We start from the raw sequence: 16489 nt of genomic DNA on the forward strand, positions 1-16489 counted from the left end.
TGGGGCTTAGGTCAGATCCCGCGACTTATTGAAGCGGGCAATCGCGCGCTGAGCGCCCCGACCGGTAAGGGTCTGAATAATCGCGGCAACCGTGGCCGAGACGATGGCGAAGGTCAGCGCCGAACGCAGGCTGTGCTCCAGATTTTCGCCGTCCTTAGGAGGGGCGTTGCCCGTGGTCTTGGTCCAGACGGTATCCACCAGCTTGTTCGCGGCGAATCCCGCGCCGAAGCTGATCCCAGCGGCAAGAAGTTTGAAGAGCAGACTCATAAGCTCAGCCTACTTCACTCCGGAAAATCGCCGTGTTCCTTATGGGCAGCAGTCTCCACTACCTCATCCAGATCGTCTTGACTCAGAGTTTCCCGATGTAAGTGCTTGGTCCGATAGCCCGCCCGACCCACCATATGGGCGGAGACCGGCACGGTTAGCAGTTGGAAGACCCAGGCGATCAGCAAGATCGGCAGCACCTCCCAGCGACGCATCTGTAGCGCCGCGGCCAGTAGCAAAAGGAAAAGCCCCAGCACCTGCGGCTTAGTGGCAGCGTGCATCCGGCTCATTAAGTCCGGAAAGCGCAGCAGGCCGATAGCCGCCGCCAGGGAGAGCAGAGCTCCGGCGATAATGCAGATCGCGGACAGTACATCCAGCAGGTCGTTGAAGCTCAACTCTTCCTCCGATCCGAGACATAGCGGGCAACCGTGACCGAACCGATAAAACCGATCACGGTCAGGGCCACCAAGAGCGGCAGATTATTTAAGTTCCGATTCACCGCCATATCTGTGGCCAGCGCGGCGGAGAAGATCGCCAGCAGCACATCCGCGGCCAGCACCCGATCCAGCAAGGACGGCCCGACGGCGATCCGATAGATAGCGCCCAAAGCAGCCAGGCTGAGAACCACCCCGACCACGATGAGTACGAAGGTCATCAGCGGCAAACCGAAGATCGTCATGCTGTTCTCCCCTCGGCCCGCAGGGCAAGCAACTCGTCCTTACTGCCCATCACCCTGATCAGCCAAGCCTCGGCTGCCCGAACCTCCTGACGTACCTGATCCACCTGCTCCGGCGTGGTCACGTTGAGGGCGTGTAGGTAGAGCGTGGAGGTGGAGCGATCCACTTCCACAACGAGGGAGCCAGGAATCAGCGAGACCACATGCCCGGTGGCCGTGACCATCAGATCCGAGTGGCTGCGTAGCGGCACCGCGACCACGGCGTTGATCACTCGCGGACCCCGCCAAACTGCAAAATAGGCCACCTGGGCGCTGGCCAACAGCACCCGCCACAAGAAGATCCCTGCATAGGCCAGGAAGTACAGCGGATTGAAACGTCCACTCAATTCCACCGGGGGCAGGTAGAACAATCTGGCCACCACCAGGGCAATAATTGCCCCGAAGATCAAGTTCCCCGGGCTGAAATCCCGCCAGAGCGCAGCCCACACCAGCACCAGCCAGACAAGCAGTGGCAATTCCTGTTTGAGCGAGATTTTCTTCCGGCTCATGGCTTCGCCCCCGCACCGTTGTTCAGTGCAGCCACCCCGGCGTCACCCAACACGGCATGCACATAAGGCGTTCGGTCGAGCATTTCCTGAGCTGCGCCGTCGGCCAATTGCACGAGTGGACCGGCAAAAATGGTGAGTGAAACACCCAAGCCAACCAGCCCCATGGTCGCCCCCACCATCATCCGCGGCAGCGCGGTCTTGACCCTCACGGAAGCAGCCGCTGAAGCACCCCGGGAAACACCCACGGAAGTCGGTGCGGGCTCATCGGCCAGCAACGCCGGATCGGGAGACTCCGCATCCTCGGGGCTGCGCCAGAACGCCCGATTCCAGACCCGAGCAACGGCCAGCAGAGTCAGCAGGCTCACCGCGACGCCCCCGGCCACCAGCACCCAGGCAAGCGGAGTGCCGAGGTTCACGCCCGCCTGCAGCAAGCCCACCTTGCCTAAGAAACCGGAGAAGGGCGGGATGCCCGCCAGGTTCATCGCCGGAATGAAGAACAGGAAAGCCAGCAGCGGCGAGAGTTTCGCCAGACCACCCAGCCTGTCGATCGAGGTGCTTCCACCACGGCGCTCAATCAGTCCGGTGACCAGGAACAGGCTGGTCTGCACGGTGATGTGGTGAATCACGTAATACACGGTGGCGCCCAGCCCAATTTTGGAAGAGAGCGCTAGCCCGAACACCAGATAACCAATATGACTCACCAGGGTAAAAGAGAGCAGCCTCTTAATATCCGTCTGCGCCAGCGCACCCAAGATCCCGACCACCATGGTCAGCAAGGCCACCACCATGAGCAGGTCATTCAACCCTTCGTCGGGGAAGAGCAGGGTTTCGGTGCGCACCATGGCATAGATGCCCACCTTGGTGAGCAGTCCGGCAAACACCGCGGTGACCGGTGCGGGGGCGGTGGGATAGGAGTCGGGGAGCCAGAAGGAGAGCGGGAAGACGGCGGCCTTGATCCCGAAGGCAACCAACAGCATGAGGTGCAGCAGGGTCTGAGTACCTGGGTCCAGATGGGCCAGCTTGACCGCCAGATCCGCCATATTAATAGTGCCGGTGGCCCCATAGATCATCGCTATTGCAATCAGGAACAAGAGCGAGGAGACCACACTGACCACAACATAGGTCACCCCTGCCCGCACCCGTGGCCCGGTACCACCCAAGGTCATCAACACATAGGAGGCGGTGAGCAGGATCTCGAAGCCCACATAAAGATTGAACAAATCCCCGGAGAGGAAGGCGTTGGAAACCCCTGCCATCAGGATCAAGTAGGTCGGGTGGAAGATCGACACCGGACCTTCAGCATCACCATCCGCGGCGCCCTGACCGGTTGCGTAGATCAACACGGCGAGCCCGACCGCCGAGGAAACCACCAGCATGAGTGAGGAGAACTGATCCACCACCAGCACCACCCCGAAGGGCGGCAGCCAATCGCCCAACCGGACCGCTACCGTGCCACCGTTCCAGACCTGAGCCAGCAGCGAAACTTCGAGCAGCAAAGTCAGACTGAGTAGCGAAATGCTGACCGCCTGCTGGGCTTTGGGATGCCGGATCAGCATGAAGGTGAGGGCGGCCCCGAGGATCGGCAGAATGACGGCGAGCGGGGTCAAGGAGGTCAGATTCACTGCCTGTTCCCTCCTTTATTTCGCTTGGTGTTCCGGTCTTTGTTCTCCGTCGAGGGGGCGAATTCCGTGGTCTCCAGCGGAATCTCCACATCCTCTTCGGCGTCGAAACTCGGCTGATTAGCCACCCTGCGGTCTTCAAGGTCGTCCTGAACCTCGTCCTGCCGGGCCAAGATCCAGGTTCGGTAGATGATGCCCAGCATGAAGGCGGTAACCGCGAAGGAAATCACAATCGAGGTCAGGATGAGCGCCTGCGGCAAGGGATCGTTATAGTCCCCGGCCGGAATATTCTTACCGAACAGCGGCGCCAAGCCCGAATAACCACCCGTGGTGAGCAAAAGGATATTGGTGCCGTTGGCCAGCAGCATGAGGCCCATCAGCACCCGGGTCAGGCTTCGTTCCAGCAGCAGATAGATGCCGACGGCGTAGAGCACCCCCATCACGATCAACAAGGTCAGATTGACGCTCATTCAGCCCTCACCGCCTCATCCTCATCCGCTCCCAGTTCTTCGCGCTCATCGATCTCGGCACCCAGACTGCGCAGCACATCGAGCACCAGCCCAACCACAACCAGGTAGACGCCAATATCGAAGAAGGTAGAGGTGACGAACTTAATATGCCCCAGCACCGGCACGGTGAAATCGAGGATAGCGCTCTGGAAAATCTCGCCACCGAAAAAGAGCGGCAGCGCACCGGAGAGCGCGGCGACACCTAGACCGGTACCTAGCAGCGCCCCGGCGCTAATCGGTGTCGCCTCGGCCAGTTCCACCCGGCCACCGGCCAGATAGCGGATAGTGAGCGCCAGCCCGGCCATCAGACCACCGGCGAACCCGCCGCCGGGAAAGTTGTGACCGGCCAGCAGCAGATAGATGGAGAAGATCACCATGGAGTGGAAGATCAGCCGGGTGACCACCTCAAAGATGATCGATCGGCGTTCCGGGGCCAGGGTGCGACCGGCCACCAGCCAGGCGTCCCGGCTTGAAGTAGCAAAGCGGCGGGCGAGTTTGAGCGCGGCCACTCCGCGTGCGCCGTCGTCCGGGTCCTGAGCGCTCCGGCCCACACTGCCACTTTCGACGCCGGCCGCCCGGGGCAGTGCCCGGCCGCGGTTATGCACAAAGATCAGGCTGGCTACCCCGGTGGCGGCGATGGCCAACACCGAGATTTCGCCGAAGGTATCCCAGGCACGTAGGTCCACCAGGGTGACATTGACGATGTTGAGGCCCCCGCCTTGGCCATAGGCCAGTTCGGGGAAGTCCAAGGAGACCGGCAGGTCCACCCTGGAACCCAGCGCGACCAGCGCGACCACCACCATGGTGGCGCCGAAGGCTACTCCGATCAACATCCGCAGCAGTCGGTGCGAACCGGTGGTCCGATCCCGCAGCTCGGGAGGCAGCGAGCGCATCGCCAGTACGAAGGCGACCAGGATGATGGACTCCACCAGCATCTGGGTGAGCGCCAGGTCCGGGGCACCCTGGAAGGCGAAAATCAGGGCAATGCCGTAGCCGGTGACCGAGACCATCAGCACCGCGAGAAAGCGCTTATTGGCTCTGGCCGCGGCGAGGGCACCGATCACGATCACCAGAGCTGCAACAGCTTGGGCGGGCGAGCCCGGATCGATCAGATACAGCGCCGGAAGCGGCCGTCCGCTGAGCAGCACGGCGACAATATTGACCACCACGGCGGTGGAGAGGATGACGGCCAGATAGAAGAACAGTGATCCTCGCTGCGTGCGGCCGGTGATCCAGATCGCGGTGTCATCGATCGCGCCGATGATATTTCGGTAGCCCTTCTCGGCATCGATCAGCGGGTAGATTCTGTCCTGCGCCCGTTCCACCCGATCCCGAGCCCAGAACAGCAGCAGGCCGACCGCAATCGCCAGGGCGCTCAGGCCCAGCGCCGGGTTGAAACCGGAGAAAACCGCCAGATGCGGATGCCCCTCGCCGTGGAAAAGCTCGCTATACGGCTCCGCCCAGGCTTGCACCGGCGCGGGCCAAAGCCCGTAGATCACGCTGAGCGCAGCGAGGATCGCCGGGGCGGCCAAGAACTCGGCGGGCACCTTCTTGAAGGCGGTGGCCATGCCCTTGGCCTTAGGCGCGAAGCCGCCCCAAAGGAAGCGTGCGCTGTAGGCGAAGGTAAGCATGGAACCGAGCAGCACCGCGCACAGGATCCAGGGATTGCCGTATTCCAGCAGCGCTTCGAAGACCGATTCCTTGGCCACGAATCCGCCAAGGAACGGGATGCCCGCCATCGAAGCCGTGCCGATTACCGCGACCACGCCGAGCGCAGGGGCGGAACGAAAGACCCCGGAGAGCTTACGGATATCGCGGGTACCGCTTTGGTGGTCAATAATGCCAACCACCAAGAACAGGGTGGCCTTGAACAAGCCGTGCGCCAGCAGCATGGCCAGCCCTGCCATTGCGGCTGCCGGGGTTCCCAGGCCGACCACGACAGTCAGGAAACCGAGTTGACTGACCGTACCGTAGGCCAGGATGAGCTTGAGATCGTGCTGGCGCAGGGCTCGCCAACCACCCACCAGCATGGTGGCGATACCCAGAATCAGGACCGTCGGCTGCCAGAAGGGGGTCTCGGAGAAGCTCGGCGCCAATCGCGCAATCAGGTAAATGCCAGCCTTGACCATCGCGGCCGCATGCAGGTAGGCGCTGACCGGAGTGGGTGCAGCCATTGCGCCGGGAAGCCAGAAATGAAAGGGAACCAGGGCGGATTTACTCACCGCGCCCACCAAGATCAGCAGGATCGCAATATCTACTACCGTGCCGCCGGGTGGGTGTTCCAGGAGCTGGGAAATCCGGTATGTGCCCGCGCTCTGGCCCAGCATGATCAGCCCGAGCAGCATGGTCAGCCCGCCAAAGGTGGTGACCATCAAGGCTTGCAGGGCGGCTCTCCGGGCGGCGAGCCGAGTCCGGGAGTAGCCAATCAGCAGATAGGACAGGATGGTGGTGAGTTCCCAGAAGATAAAGAGCAGGATCAGGTTATCGGCCACCACCAGGCCGAACATCACCCCGGCGAAGGCGAGTAGCTGCGCACCGAAACCGGCCCCGTGAGCGCGGAAGGCGCCGTCGTCCGGCTTGAAATAGCGGGCGCAATAGGCCAACACAAGAGCGCCAACGCCGAGCACCAGCAGTGAGAGCACCCAGCTCAGGGCATCCATCCGGAAGGCGAGCTCCACGCCGAAATCCGGGATCCAGGGCAGGGTCTCGGTGGGCGTGTTTCCGGCGAAAACAGCATCGTGTTGGCACAGTAGCCAGATAAAGGATCCCGCGGGTACAGCGGCCAGTAAGTAGAACCCGTTGCGGCCCAAAAGGCGGAAGAAAAACGGCGCTACCAATGCCACCACAAAGTGGACGGCAAGGATAGCTAGCACGATCGGCACCACCTGAAGGATTCTGTCGGTCGGAGTACCTAAGTCTATCAATGCCGCCTCTAGCCCACTGACCGCCCGGCACAGGTACCATTCACGGTATGAGCGACGTCACTTTAGCGCAGCAGCTTCCGCAGAAACACCGGGGCACCGTCGGTCAGATTCTTGCCTGGGCTTCCTGGGATTGGGGTTCGGCCGCTTTTAACGCGGTGATGACCACCTTTATTTTCACCGCCTTCTACCTCACCACGGATATCTTTGGCGGTGCGGACCACGCCTCGCAGGTGCTGGGCTGGAGCCTGGGCGTGGCCGGAATTCTGATCGCGTTGCTGGCACCGGTGGCCGGTCAGCGCACCGATCACAGCGGACGACGGCGACTGTGGCTGGGCATTAACACTCTCGTTGTGGTGGTGCTCACCGCGAGTTGCTTCTTTGTGCTGCCGGAGCCTTCCTATTTGCTGTTGGGCTGCGGGCTGCTTGCGGTGGGGCACGTCTTTTCCGAGCTCGCCTCGGTCAATTACAACGCCATGCTGGTACAGATCTCAACGCCGAAATCGATCGGCCGGATTAGCGGTATTGGCTGGGCCTCCGGCTATTTGGGCGGGATCGCTGCGCTGCTCATCCTGTACTACGGCTTACTCTCCCCCGAGGTTGGTTTCTTCGGCATCTCCGATGAGAACCTCAAGTACCGGGTGGTGGCTTTGTTCTCCGCTGCGTGGATCGCGGTCTTCTCAATTCCGGTGCTGCTGGTGATCCCGGAGAATCGGGCTGATTCGGAAGAGCCGAAAATCGGTTTCCTGGCCTCTTATCGCAAGCTCTTCCAGACCATCGCTCGGCTCTGGCGCGATGAGCGGCACACCTTGTACTTCCTAATTTCCAGCGCCGTCTTCCGGGATGGCTTGGCTGCAATTTTCACCTTCGGTGCGGTGATCGCGGTAGGCACCTTCGGTTTCGCGAAGGGCGATGTGCTGATTTTCGCCATCGCCGGCAATGTGGTGGCCGCGATTGGTGCCTTCTCGGCGGGTTATTTCGATGACAAGCTTGGCCCGAAAACGGTGATCGTGATCTCCCTCGTCGGCTTACTGGTCTCGGCCGTGGTGTTGTTCTTCAGCTCCGGCAAGACGCTGTTCTGGATCTTCGGGCTGCTGCTCTGCCTCTTCGTTGGCCCGGCCCAATCCTCTGCCCGGACCTTCGTGGGACGGTTGGCCCCTGTGGGAGCCGAGGGCGAGCTCTATGGGCTGTACGCCACCACCGGGCGGGCGGCATCCTTTATTGCACCGATGCTGTTCGCGGCGTTCATCGGATGGTTCGGCAGCCAGCGCTTCGGCATTATCGGGATCTTTATCGTGCTGCTGGCTGGGCTGCTGTTGCTGATCCCGGTGCGCAGCCCCGCCCGCGCCTAAGCCCCCTCGCCCGACCACCACCCGAACCCACCCGAACCCACCCGAACCCACCCGAACCCACCCGAACCCACCCGAACCCACGTTCCCGCCCCCGAACCACCACCGCCGAGTGTGGAGATCTGCACCTTATGGAGCGGTTTTAAGATGCAGATCTCCACACTCGACGAAGGTTTTTCCTACTCAGGGTGATTCTGCCTGTGGAAAACTTCTTTCGGGGCTCTCCGATCTTCCACTATTGAGGGATGAAACCTCTCTCCAAACTTCCATCGAGCTTGAACGGCAGGTCCTTCACCCTGGCGGAAGCGAAGGAAGTCGAACTGGGTCGTGGTCGGCAACGAGGTAGAGACCTGCTGATTGCCAGCCGCGGTATTCGGGTTCCGTGGGGTGTGGAGCAGGAATTTCACCGAATCGTGGCTCCCCTGCTCCGAATGACTCCCGGTGCTGTGGCCTGTTGGGGCACCGCGGGCAGGCTATGGCGATTGCCACTGCCGGCCAGGATGCAGAGCGAACAACGCGTACATCTGGCCCGCGTCAACTCATCCACCGCTCCGGAGCGTTTCGGGGTGGTGGGGCATCGACTGCGGCTGGGTGAGGACGAGGTCTCCGCATGCTCGGGGATTCCGTTGACCAGCCCCGGCAGAACCTGGTTGGATTTGGCCGGGTTACTCGAGCTGGACGAGTTGGTGGCAGCCGGAGACGCCCTCGTGTGCAGCCATCAACGCCCTTTCGGTCCGCCAAAACTTGCCCTAGCCAGCCTTCCCGAGCTGACCGCCGTCGTCAAAAATCATGCCGGAGCTCGTGGCATTCGCCGTGCCAGGGCGGCATTAGAGCTCATCCGAGTCGGTTCGGATTCCGCCCCGGAAAGCTATCTGCGGCTCGCGGCGCTGCGAATCGGCCTGCCCGAACCCGAACTAAATATCGCCATTCTTGACGAATCGGGCCAGGAAATCGCCTGGCCCGATCTGGCTTTCAGGGCGTATCGGGTGGCTGTGCAGTACGACGGCGGCCATCACCTCAGTGCCGAGCAGCAGGCGCTGGACGCTCGCCGGGACAACGGGAGCTCCCGAGCCGGCTGGGCATCGATCCGGATTAACCGGGTGATGATCAAGGAATCCGGTTACGAAGGGGTAATGCGTCAGCTCATCCCGCTTTTGCAAGCTCGTGGGTGGCAACCAAGCCGCCGAGTGTGGAGATCTGCACCTTAAAGCCGCTCTATAACGTGCAGATCTCCACACTCGGCGGACGGAAAAGGACGGAAACGGAGGGAAAGAACGAACCGAAGGAACCGAACGAAAAGCAGGAACGAGAAGGAACGAGAGCGAAAAGATAAGGAGGATCAGATCGATGTGCGATGAAAGTTCAGGTGGCTCCGCGACGCCGTCGGACCGCGCTGGCCCTGGTAGCGGTTGCCGTATTGGCCCGAGCCGTAGGGGTGCTCCGCCGGGGAAGAGAGTTGGAAGAAGCAGAGCTGACCGATCTTCGACCCCGGCCACAGCTTGATCGGCAGGGTCGCCATATTGGAAAGCTCCAAGGTGACGTGACCGGAGAAACCGGGGTCAATGAAACCTGCGGTGGAGTGGGTCAGCAAGCCCAGGCGACCCAGCGAGGACTTGCCCTCCAAACGGGCAGCAACATCGTCCGGCAAGGTAACCGTCTCGTAGGTGGAGCCCAAAACGAACTCGCCAGGGTGCAAAATGAACGGTTCGCCGTCCGCCACCTCAACCAGCCGGGTCAGCTCTGGCTGCTCCTCGGCGGGGTCAATATGAGCATATTTATGATTGTCGAAGAGCCGGAAAAGCTTGTCGATCCGCACATCCACGCTCGATGGTTGGACCATAGAAGGCTCGAAGGGGTCCAGGACAATTCGCCCGGTATCGATCTGGGTTCGGATATCGCGGTCGGAGATCAGCACAGTTATAAATTAGCCTATCTAGCGCCGGTTAGGAGGACTGGCCGATTTCGGTACGGACCGCGAAGAGCTCCGGGAAGAAGGTCAGCTCTAAGGCCCGCTGCAAGAACCCCACTCCACTGGAGCCTCCTGTGCCGGTTTTCATACCAATAGTGCGCAGCACTGTTTTCATGTGTCGGAAGCGCCAGAGCTGGAAGTTGTCCTCCAAATCCACCAGTTCCTCACAGGCTTCGTAGAGGTCCCAGTGCGCTTCGGTGTTCTCGTAGATGGCGCGGTAAATCCCCACCAACTCCTCGGAGAAAACATGCGCCTTGGTGACATCCCGCTCCAATAACTCAACGGGAACCTCAAAACCTCGCCGAGCCAGCAATCTCATGAACTCGTCATAAATGCTGGTCTCGGCGAGGATCGTGCTGAGCAATTCCTGCGCAGCCGGATCGGCTCGGAACACCTTGATCATCCCAGCGTTCTTATTGCCAAGCAGGAATTCCACCGCCCGGTACTGATACGACTGGAACCCCGATGAGGCGCCCAAATCACCCCGAAACTGAGCGTATTCCGTGGGCGTCAGGGTGGCCAGCACACTCCACTGCTCGGTGAGCGAACGCTGGATGTGCTTGATCCGGGCTATACATTTCATCGCCATCCGCAGATCATCCTGCTGCAAGGAAATGCGCACCATCCGCAGCTCATGCAGTACCAGCTTGAGCCAAAGCTCCGAGGTTTGATGCTGAATAATGAACAGCATCTCGTCGTGGTGCTCCGGCTGACTCACCGGATGTTGGGCGCCGAGCAACTCATCGAGTGCCAGGTAGCCGCCGTAGCTCATCTTGTCCCGGAAATCCGTTTCGATGCCGGACTCGATGCTGCGGGTGTTCTTCTTCACGTTCACCCCCATAGGCTACGCCGCTTAAGGCATTCGGTACGACGGCGGCAGGAACCTCTTAGCTCAGCAACTGGTTGATCAGCGGGTTGCTGAACAGGCGATGCGGATCGTACTTGTTCAGCGTTGCCACCGCCCAGTCCCATTCCGGGAAACTAGCCGGGATCTCCCCTTGCATGGCAGCCGTGTCCGTCCAGGCTCCCGCTGCGGTATGCGCGAAGCGCTTGGCCCACTCCGGCCGAGCCAGTCCTTGATTCGCTGGCAACCTGCTGAAGTAGTTCTCTAATTCGGAGTAGAACTCGTTTGAATGCGGGGTGTCCGGCAAGGTCACTAGGTCCAGCCACACAGCCACATCCCACTCGGGGTGGCCCTCGACCGGACGCGCCGCAGAGAGCGCCGGGGCTTCGGCCCCAACAACGTCCACCTGGCTAGGGGTATCAACGCCGGTGATCCGGATCTCCAACGCACTGTTGACCGGGTACTCGCCCCGGCCCTGGTATTCAGCCAACTTAGCGGAGTAGAAGGTGGTGAAATCGTGCACTACCCTTTGGATATTGCTGCGACTGGTGATCACCACATGGGCACCGGCGGTGACCCGCAAGGTGGTGGGCTTGACCCAATTCAGGAAGTTCTTCGACTTACCCCACATATCCCTGGCGCCTAACGCGGTTAGGCCGGCGTCGGTGGCCGCCAGGATGGCATTGCCAAAGGCCGGAGCTACCCAATCCTGTCCTTCAATCAAATTACCTAGTAACTGGGGCACCGGACTGGGCAGATTATCTGCGAACAGATAGTTGTACGGCGTTAACGTCAGGCGAGAAAGCAAGGGCTTATTGGGAGTCGGTTGCCAGACCTGCACCCAGGGGCGATCGGTGAAGGCGTACCAAATAAGTCCTACCCTGCCGTGCGCGTCCAGAAGCTTGCTCAGTGAACGGTCAGTCATCGCCTCCGGTGCGGCGAAGAGTTCCCCGCTATTGATATCGGTGTAGTTGAGGCAGCGGATGTTGTAGTCATTCATCACCTGGAGGGTGACCTCGGTAATAAGGGCCCGGCCAAGGTGGGTCAGAAAGGCCTTGGCTTCGCTATTTGACCGATCGAAGGTGCGCTCTACATAACGTTGCTGACTCTCATCCCAGACCACGGCGGTGAGTGAAAGCACCAGGTTGCTCACCGTGCCGAAGCTCTGCCCGGCCTGTCGATTCTCACCCAGTGCGGGTAGCGCGGTGCCGTGTCCGTTGATCGCCAAGGCTCCGCCAACAGTAATACCGCCCGGAGCGGGAGTAGCAGCCACGCTGTAACCCTGGTCAGAGAGATAGGCCAGCAGATCCTCCATCGAAGCGCCGGTCTGCACCCGCACCTTTCTGGTACCGGAGATCTGCATCGAGGTGAGGTGTTTGGTGGTGTCGAGCAGGATCACCTTGCTGTCGGCAGGCGTTCCCGGGGCCACGGTGAGGGGCGACCAGGTGTGTCGGTAGCCTCGGGCGCGCACTGTATAGCCCTGTTGATGTGCCCAGTTCACTACTGTGACGACGTCGGCCGCATTGGCTGGTGCGCAGGTCCAGAGTGCGTCTGTCACCACCACTCCGTCCCAGTTCTGATAGACCTCGCGATACAACGAGACCGAACTGGGGAACTGGGCTGGGCCTTCGGCGGCGTTTGCCGGTGTTTCCACCCCCAGGAAGACGAACCCACCAGCAACTACCGCTGATGCCCCCAAAAAGCCTCGTCGACTAACTGCATTGCTCACAATTTCTCCTGACCTACGTATCAGGGGAGGGTAACGGTATGTCCGTTACCCTCCCCTGACGAAATTAATTAATTAATTGAAGGTAAATCGATTGCTATTTCCCGGAAATTAGGCCGAAGATTAGGACCGCGCCGATTCACAGAAAGAGAGAATGTCTCCCACGGTTGCCGGAATATGGAAGTTCGTGTCGTTGACCGCATAAACCGGTACCTGCAGAACGTCCTGCAAGAGCAACCTCAGCACGGCATAGGGGTCGGATGAGCCGTTCAGCAAACCGGTAATTGAAGCCAGGTTGGCGGTAATGAACTTAGCGATGTCGTTACCGTGATCGGTGAAGTTCTGATTCAGCCAGTTCAGCAGATTGAGCGGCTGACACAACGGGATGATGGCAAGCGCCTCGTCATGGCTAGGCGCCCAAACGCCGTCGCCGGTGGCTGCCCGCGGGGCAACCTGAGTCGGCGAGCTGGAAGTTGTCACCGGAGCAGCCGTTGCAGCGGGCGCAATCGCCAGTGATGCAGCCACAAACAAAGCTCCAACAGCCCCGGCTTTATAGATAGTTTTTTTCATAGTTTCTTCCTCACTATTCCCCAGATAGTTCGTCAATCGACTATCGACAAGAAATTATTTATTGTTATCTCCGGCAGTCAGTTATGAGAAACACAGTCTTATTAAAGACTGCCCATTCCAACCGCACAATTGGATTTTAGATAGCCATTCTCAAATTTCTCTGAGAAAATCCTGGGAAAACAGTGGGAGCCTCCTTTGGGCTCCCAGGGAACTCTCAGGAATTCACATTTGAGCCACGCGCCTTCAGCTTGTGTTAGCGTCCAGAAGGGCTTTGGCCCTGTATCAATGACGAAACAGGAAGGGTGGTTTAAGTGGAAAGCACTTTGACTCCACCGCGGCAGAAGCGCAACATCGCAATCTGGTTTTTCGGTGCCCTCGGCGGCATCCTTTGGGGCTATGACACCGGGGTGATCTCGGGTGCGCTGCTCTTTATCCACCAGGACATCCCGATGACCCCCTTGATCGAGGGCTTCGTGGTGAGCGGCCTTCTGCTCGGTGCAATGATCGGAGCCGGAGCCTCGGGAAAGCTCTCGGATCGACTTGGCCGGAAGAAGCTAATCCTGGGCGGGGCGATCATCTTTATCATCGGAACTATCGGAGCAGCGCTGGCCGTGAACGCGCCGATGCTGATCGCTTTCCGCTTGGTAATCGGCATTGGGGTTGGCATCGTCTCCGTAGTGGTTCCGATGTACCTGAGCGAGCTCGCGCCGAAGCACATCCGTGGTGGCCTATCGTCCCTGATGCAGCTCATGGTGACCACCGGCATCTTCATTGCCGGGGTGACCGATCTAGCCCTGACCGAGGTCGGTGGCTGGCGCTGGATGATCGGCTTGGGTGTTATTCCGGCCATCATCTTGTTCTTTGGCTTGATGACTCAACCGGAAAGCCCTCGCTGGCTATTGGGCTCGCACCGTCACGACCAGGAAGCACTAGCCACCCTGGTCAATCTGCGTGGCAATGATCAAGCCGCCCAGGATGAAATGGCTGAAATTCAGCAGAGTATCCGCAAGGAAGAAGAGAATAAGCAGCCACTCCGGCTCACCGACCTGGTCACTCCCCGGCTGCGCCCCTTGCTGGTGGTGGGAATCTTGCTGGTGTTCTTCCAGAACTTTGGTGGCATCAATACGATCATCTACTACGCACCTACCCTGCTCACCAATATTGGCTTCACCTCACAAGGTGCCATCCTGGCCAATGTCGCTATTACCCTGGTCAACCTCTTGATGACCCTGCCGGCGATTCGACTGATTGATCGAGTCGGTCGCCGCCCCTTGCTGATTGGTGGGGCGATTGGCATGTGCTTCGGCATGCTCTTGCTCGGTGTTACCACCGTGGCCGGGCTGACCAGCGGCACCGGGGCCGTCGTCGTGACCTTGATTGGGGTGACCATCTTCATTGCCTCCTTCGCCATCTCTTGGGGACCTGTGCAGTGGGTACTTCTGCCGGAGCTATTCCCGCAGCGCATTCGGGCTGGAGCAATGAGTATTTGCACCACGCTGAACTGGCTCTTCAACCTCACCGTGGCTGTCTTGTTCCCCACCCTGCTAGCTCAATTCGGGGCTGGGCCGAACTTCCTGTTCTTCGCCCTAACCACCTTCCTGGCCTTCCTGTTCGCTTGGAAACTCCTGCCGGAGACCAAGGGTCGGAGCCTGGAAGAAATCGAACAGGAACTCGTCTTTCAGGACGATTCAGTTTCGGCTGGTTCCGCGGAAGCCTCCCGCTGAGGCTGCTCTAGCCAAGCCACCGCGGAGGTGATCGCAATAGCGGTCTCCTCCGCGGCCAAGGTGCGGAAGTGACCGGAACCATTCAATCTGCCCTGCCGAGATCCTTCTAGTCCGCGTTCTCCCGGAATCAGTGGATCGACCTGTGGGAACAACGAAACGATTCTGGCGTTCACCGCGAGCGCGGCCTGTAGCCTGCGGATCGTCTGGTGCGCGGGATTGAGCTCGCTCAGCGTGCGTCCCGAGTAGCGGCTGGCATAGCGAGATCCGGCGAAAGGCGTGGCGACGGCGACCATCCCGTGCAGCTCGTAGGTGCGGTTCGCGGGCGCGGTGGCGTCGTAGTCGATCAGCACTTGTTTTCCGACCAGGCCACCCTTGCTGTGCGCCAACAGCACCACGCGTTCCCGGCGTCCTGCTGTCACCGCTTTCTCGGCAAGTTCGGCCAGCGACTCCTGTACCAATCGTGCCCCTTCGGCCACCGACTTCAGATTACGGCCGAGCCCCGGCACGGGAGAAAGCCGATACCCCTGGGAGTGCAGCCCACGAGCGGCCGGAAGCATGAACCGCCAGGGCTCATAAACCCCGGGCAGCAAAACGATCAGCGGCTTGGCGAGGTCCCCGGCAAGAAATTTCTCGGGGCGCACTCGCCAGACCGCGGCACGCAATTGCCACCAGCTTGCCACCACTAGATCCAGAAACCGCCAGCTCAGTGCCGCAGCGAGCCGAGAAAGTGGCCGTGATCCGCTCATCGGCGCGCGTGGTCGCGGACCATCCGGGCTACCGGCTCGGCCGAGGTGATCATTGCCTCGTGTCCCCTACCCTGTGCCTCCAGCATGGTCGATCCCGGAATCGCTTCGGCGATCCCCCACACCCAGTCCCGAGGGCAGACTCGGTCTTCTGAGCCCCGAATCACCAAGGTTTTCACGGTGATCTTTGGCACCACATCCTCGATTCGGTGCGCCAACATACTTTTGAACTTCTTCAGGAACCAGCGCGGACCGGCCTTAGCGTAGAGCACCAAGCCAATACCACCGACCAGAGGGGATTCTCCCCAGAGGTCCTGGAGCATCCGGAATGATTGCTGCCACATGCTGCGTTCGGAGGCGTTGACGGTGGGGGCGATCAGTACCAAGTGAGAGAGCAATTCGGGATGCCGCACGGCCAGTTCGGAGACGATTTGGGTGCCCATCGAATGTCCGAGCAGCACCACGGGAGCGCTTTGCGATTCACGGAGGCATTCGGCGAGCAGATCCGCTAGTCGCGGCATTGGCAGCGAATGCTCCGGCTCCGGGGAGTCTCCAAACCCGGGCAGATCCACTAAAAGCACGTGAAAGGACTTGACCAGTTCATCGCGCAATAATCCGAAGTACTGCTGGCCCATTCCGATGCCGTGGATCAGCACCACGGTCTGCGCCTCGGGATCGCCCCAGGAACTGCAGATCAGCACATGGTCGCCTCGCCGGAATTCGGTCTTCTCGCCGTGATCGTTCCGGCCTCTGTTGTTCCGCCAGGATTGCCGCCAAGCTCTCAAGGAGCACCCTCCACCCATTTCTTCTCGCCCGGTTCCAGGGTAACTCAGGCCGTGCTGCCAGGCTCTTGCGGCCGGAGCGGGTGGTTTGTGGGGCGAAAATCTCCGCTATGCTGGTTCCCGGGATATTTTCGAGCCAGGTTCGGAACAATTCCAGGCGGGCGTAGCTCAATGGTAGAGCGCTAGCTTCCCAAGCTCGATACGCGGGTTCGATTCCCGTCGCCCGCTCCAGATCTTGTTTTCAC

The 16489-nt window shown here is 60.4% G+C and carries 16 protein-coding genes and 1 tRNA gene; 4 read left to right on the plus strand and 13 right to left on the minus strand.

Annotated elements, in window-relative coordinates:
• Nucleotides 1–6: 6 nt before the first annotated feature.
• From FHU41_RS09495 to FHU41_RS09525, 7 genes are read right to left on the minus strand one after another with little or no spacing between them, the layout of a single operon-like run.
• Nucleotides 7–267 (minus strand): DUF4235 domain-containing protein, encoded by a 261-nt coding sequence (locus tag FHU41_RS09495; RefSeq protein ID WP_179389444.1) that lies wholly within the window; start codon nt 265–267, stop codon nt 7–9.
• Nucleotides 268–281: 14 nt separating this feature from the next.
• Nucleotides 282–659, minus strand: coding sequence for a monovalent cation/H(+) antiporter subunit G (gene mnhG, locus FHU41_RS09500; RefSeq protein WP_246279588.1), 378 nt, complete (start codon nt 657–659; stop codon nt 282–284).
• Entirely contained in the window at nt 656–922 is a 267-nt protein-coding gene (locus FHU41_RS09505) for a monovalent cation/H+ antiporter complex subunit F (RefSeq protein WP_425503324.1), read from the minus strand. Before FHU41_RS09505 ends, mnhG begins: the two co-directional genes overlap by 4 nt.
• Before the next feature lie 17 nt (nt 923–939).
• Nucleotides 940–1488, minus strand: a complete 549-nt coding sequence (locus FHU41_RS09510) for a Na+/H+ antiporter subunit E (RefSeq protein ID WP_179389446.1) — start codon at nt 1486–1488, stop codon at nt 940–942.
• Nucleotides 1485–3110: a Na+/H+ antiporter subunit D gene (locus FHU41_RS09515; protein WP_179389447.1), complete on the minus strand. Its 1626-nt coding sequence runs from the start codon at nt 3108–3110 to the stop codon at nt 1485–1487. Before FHU41_RS09515 ends, FHU41_RS09510 begins: the two co-directional genes overlap by 4 nt.
• On the minus strand, nt 3107–3577 hold the full coding sequence (locus tag FHU41_RS09520) for a Na(+)/H(+) antiporter subunit C (RefSeq protein WP_179389448.1): 471 nt from the start codon (nt 3575–3577) through the stop codon (nt 3107–3109). Before FHU41_RS09520 ends, FHU41_RS09515 begins: the two co-directional genes overlap by 4 nt.
• Nucleotides 3574–6489 carry a Na+/H+ antiporter subunit A gene (locus tag FHU41_RS09525; RefSeq protein ID WP_179390389.1) on the minus strand — a complete coding sequence of 972 codons (2916 nt, stop codon included), beginning with the start codon at nt 6487–6489 and terminating at the stop codon, nt 3574–3576. Before FHU41_RS09525 ends, FHU41_RS09520 begins: the two co-directional genes overlap by 4 nt.
• 98 nt (nt 6490–6587) lie before the next feature.
• On the opposite strand from FHU41_RS09525, the gene FHU41_RS09530 reads away from it, so the two are divergent.
• Together FHU41_RS09530 and FHU41_RS09535 are read left to right on the plus strand one after the other, a co-directional pair.
• The gene (locus FHU41_RS09530; RefSeq protein WP_179389449.1) at nt 6588–7889 is read left to right on the plus strand and encodes an MFS transporter; all 1302 of its coding nucleotides are present in this window, start codon (nt 6588–6590) and stop codon (nt 7887–7889) included.
• Nucleotides 7890–8161: 272 nt separating this feature from the next.
• Nucleotides 8162–9094, plus strand: a complete 933-nt coding sequence (locus FHU41_RS09535; RefSeq protein WP_179389450.1) for a hypothetical protein — start codon at nt 8162–8164, stop codon at nt 9092–9094.
• A gap of 131 nt (nt 9095–9225) precedes the next feature.
• On the opposite strand, the gene dcd is transcribed toward FHU41_RS09535, so the two are convergent.
• The 4 genes from dcd to FHU41_RS09555 form a co-directional block, all read right to left on the minus strand.
• Entirely contained in the window at nt 9226–9801 is a 576-nt protein-coding gene (gene dcd / locus FHU41_RS09540; RefSeq protein ID WP_179389451.1) for a dCTP deaminase, read from the minus strand.
• A gap of 28 nt (nt 9802–9829) precedes the next feature.
• Nucleotides 9830–10690 (minus strand): tryptophan 2,3-dioxygenase, encoded by an 861-nt coding sequence (gene kynA / locus FHU41_RS09545; RefSeq protein ID WP_179389452.1) that lies wholly within the window; start codon nt 10688–10690, stop codon nt 9830–9832.
• A 52-nt stretch (nt 10691–10742) separates the two neighbouring features.
• A complete protein-coding gene (locus tag FHU41_RS09550) occupies nt 10743–12428 on the minus strand; it encodes a cholesterol oxidase substrate-binding domain-containing protein (protein ID WP_179389453.1) in 1686 nt (561 codons plus the stop codon).
• A 120-nt stretch (nt 12429–12548) separates the two neighbouring features.
• On the minus strand, nt 12549–12995 hold the full coding sequence (locus FHU41_RS09555; protein WP_179389454.1) for a hypothetical protein: 447 nt from the start codon (nt 12993–12995) through the stop codon (nt 12549–12551).
• Nucleotides 12996–13306: 311 nt separating this feature from the next.
• Between FHU41_RS09555 and FHU41_RS09560 the strand changes: the two genes are divergently transcribed.
• Nucleotides 13307–14719 carry a sugar porter family MFS transporter gene (locus FHU41_RS09560; protein WP_218847194.1) on the plus strand — a complete coding sequence of 471 codons (1413 nt, stop codon included), beginning with the start codon at nt 13307–13309 and terminating at the stop codon, nt 14717–14719.
• Here the strand turns inward: FHU41_RS09560 and FHU41_RS09565 are convergent.
• A complete protein-coding gene (locus tag FHU41_RS09565) occupies nt 14674–15465 on the minus strand; it encodes an esterase/lipase family protein (RefSeq protein ID WP_179389455.1) in 792 nt (263 codons plus the stop codon). The two genes, FHU41_RS09560 and FHU41_RS09565, sit on opposite strands and share 46 nt — an antisense overlap.
• A complete protein-coding gene (locus FHU41_RS09570) occupies nt 15462–16163 on the minus strand; it encodes an alpha/beta fold hydrolase (RefSeq protein WP_179389456.1) in 702 nt (233 codons plus the stop codon). The genes FHU41_RS09565 and FHU41_RS09570 overlap by 4 nt, the downstream gene beginning before the upstream one ends.
• A gap of 238 nt (nt 16164–16401) precedes the next feature.
• Between FHU41_RS09570 and FHU41_RS09575 the strand changes: the two genes are divergently transcribed.
• Nucleotides 16402–16475: transfer RNA gene (locus FHU41_RS09575), tRNA-Gly, on the plus strand.
• Nucleotides 16476–16489: the final 14 nt, after the last annotated feature.

The sequence above is a fragment of the Psychromicrobium silvestre genome (assembly GCF_013408295.1).
GTDB lineage: Bacteria > Actinomycetota > Actinomycetes > Actinomycetales > Micrococcaceae > Renibacterium > Renibacterium silvestre.

Bases quoted from the DNA above. Each gene is read 5' to 3' on its own strand.
- FHU41_RS09495 (WP_179389444.1), bottom strand. From the start codon at position 267: ATGAGTCTGCTCTTCAAACTTCTTGCCGCTGGGATCAGCTTCGGCGCG.
- FHU41_RS09510 (WP_179389446.1), bottom strand. From the start codon at position 1,488: ATGAGCCGGAAGAAAATCTCGCTCAAACAGGAATTGCCACTGCTTGTC.
- FHU41_RS09520 (WP_179389448.1), bottom strand. From the start codon at position 3,577: ATGAGCGTCAATCTGACCTTGTTGATCGTGATGGGGGTGCTCTACGCC.
- FHU41_RS09530 (WP_179389449.1), top strand. From the start codon at position 6,588: ATGAGCGACGTCACTTTAGCGCAGCAGCTTCCGCAGAAACACCGGGGC.
- FHU41_RS09555 (WP_179389454.1), bottom strand. From the start codon at position 12,995: ATGAAAAAAACTATCTATAAAGCCGGGGCTGTTGGAGCTTTGTTTGTG.
- FHU41_RS09565 (WP_179389455.1), bottom strand. From the start codon at position 15,465: ATGAGCGGATCACGGCCACTTTCTCGGCTCGCTGCGGCACTGAGCTGG.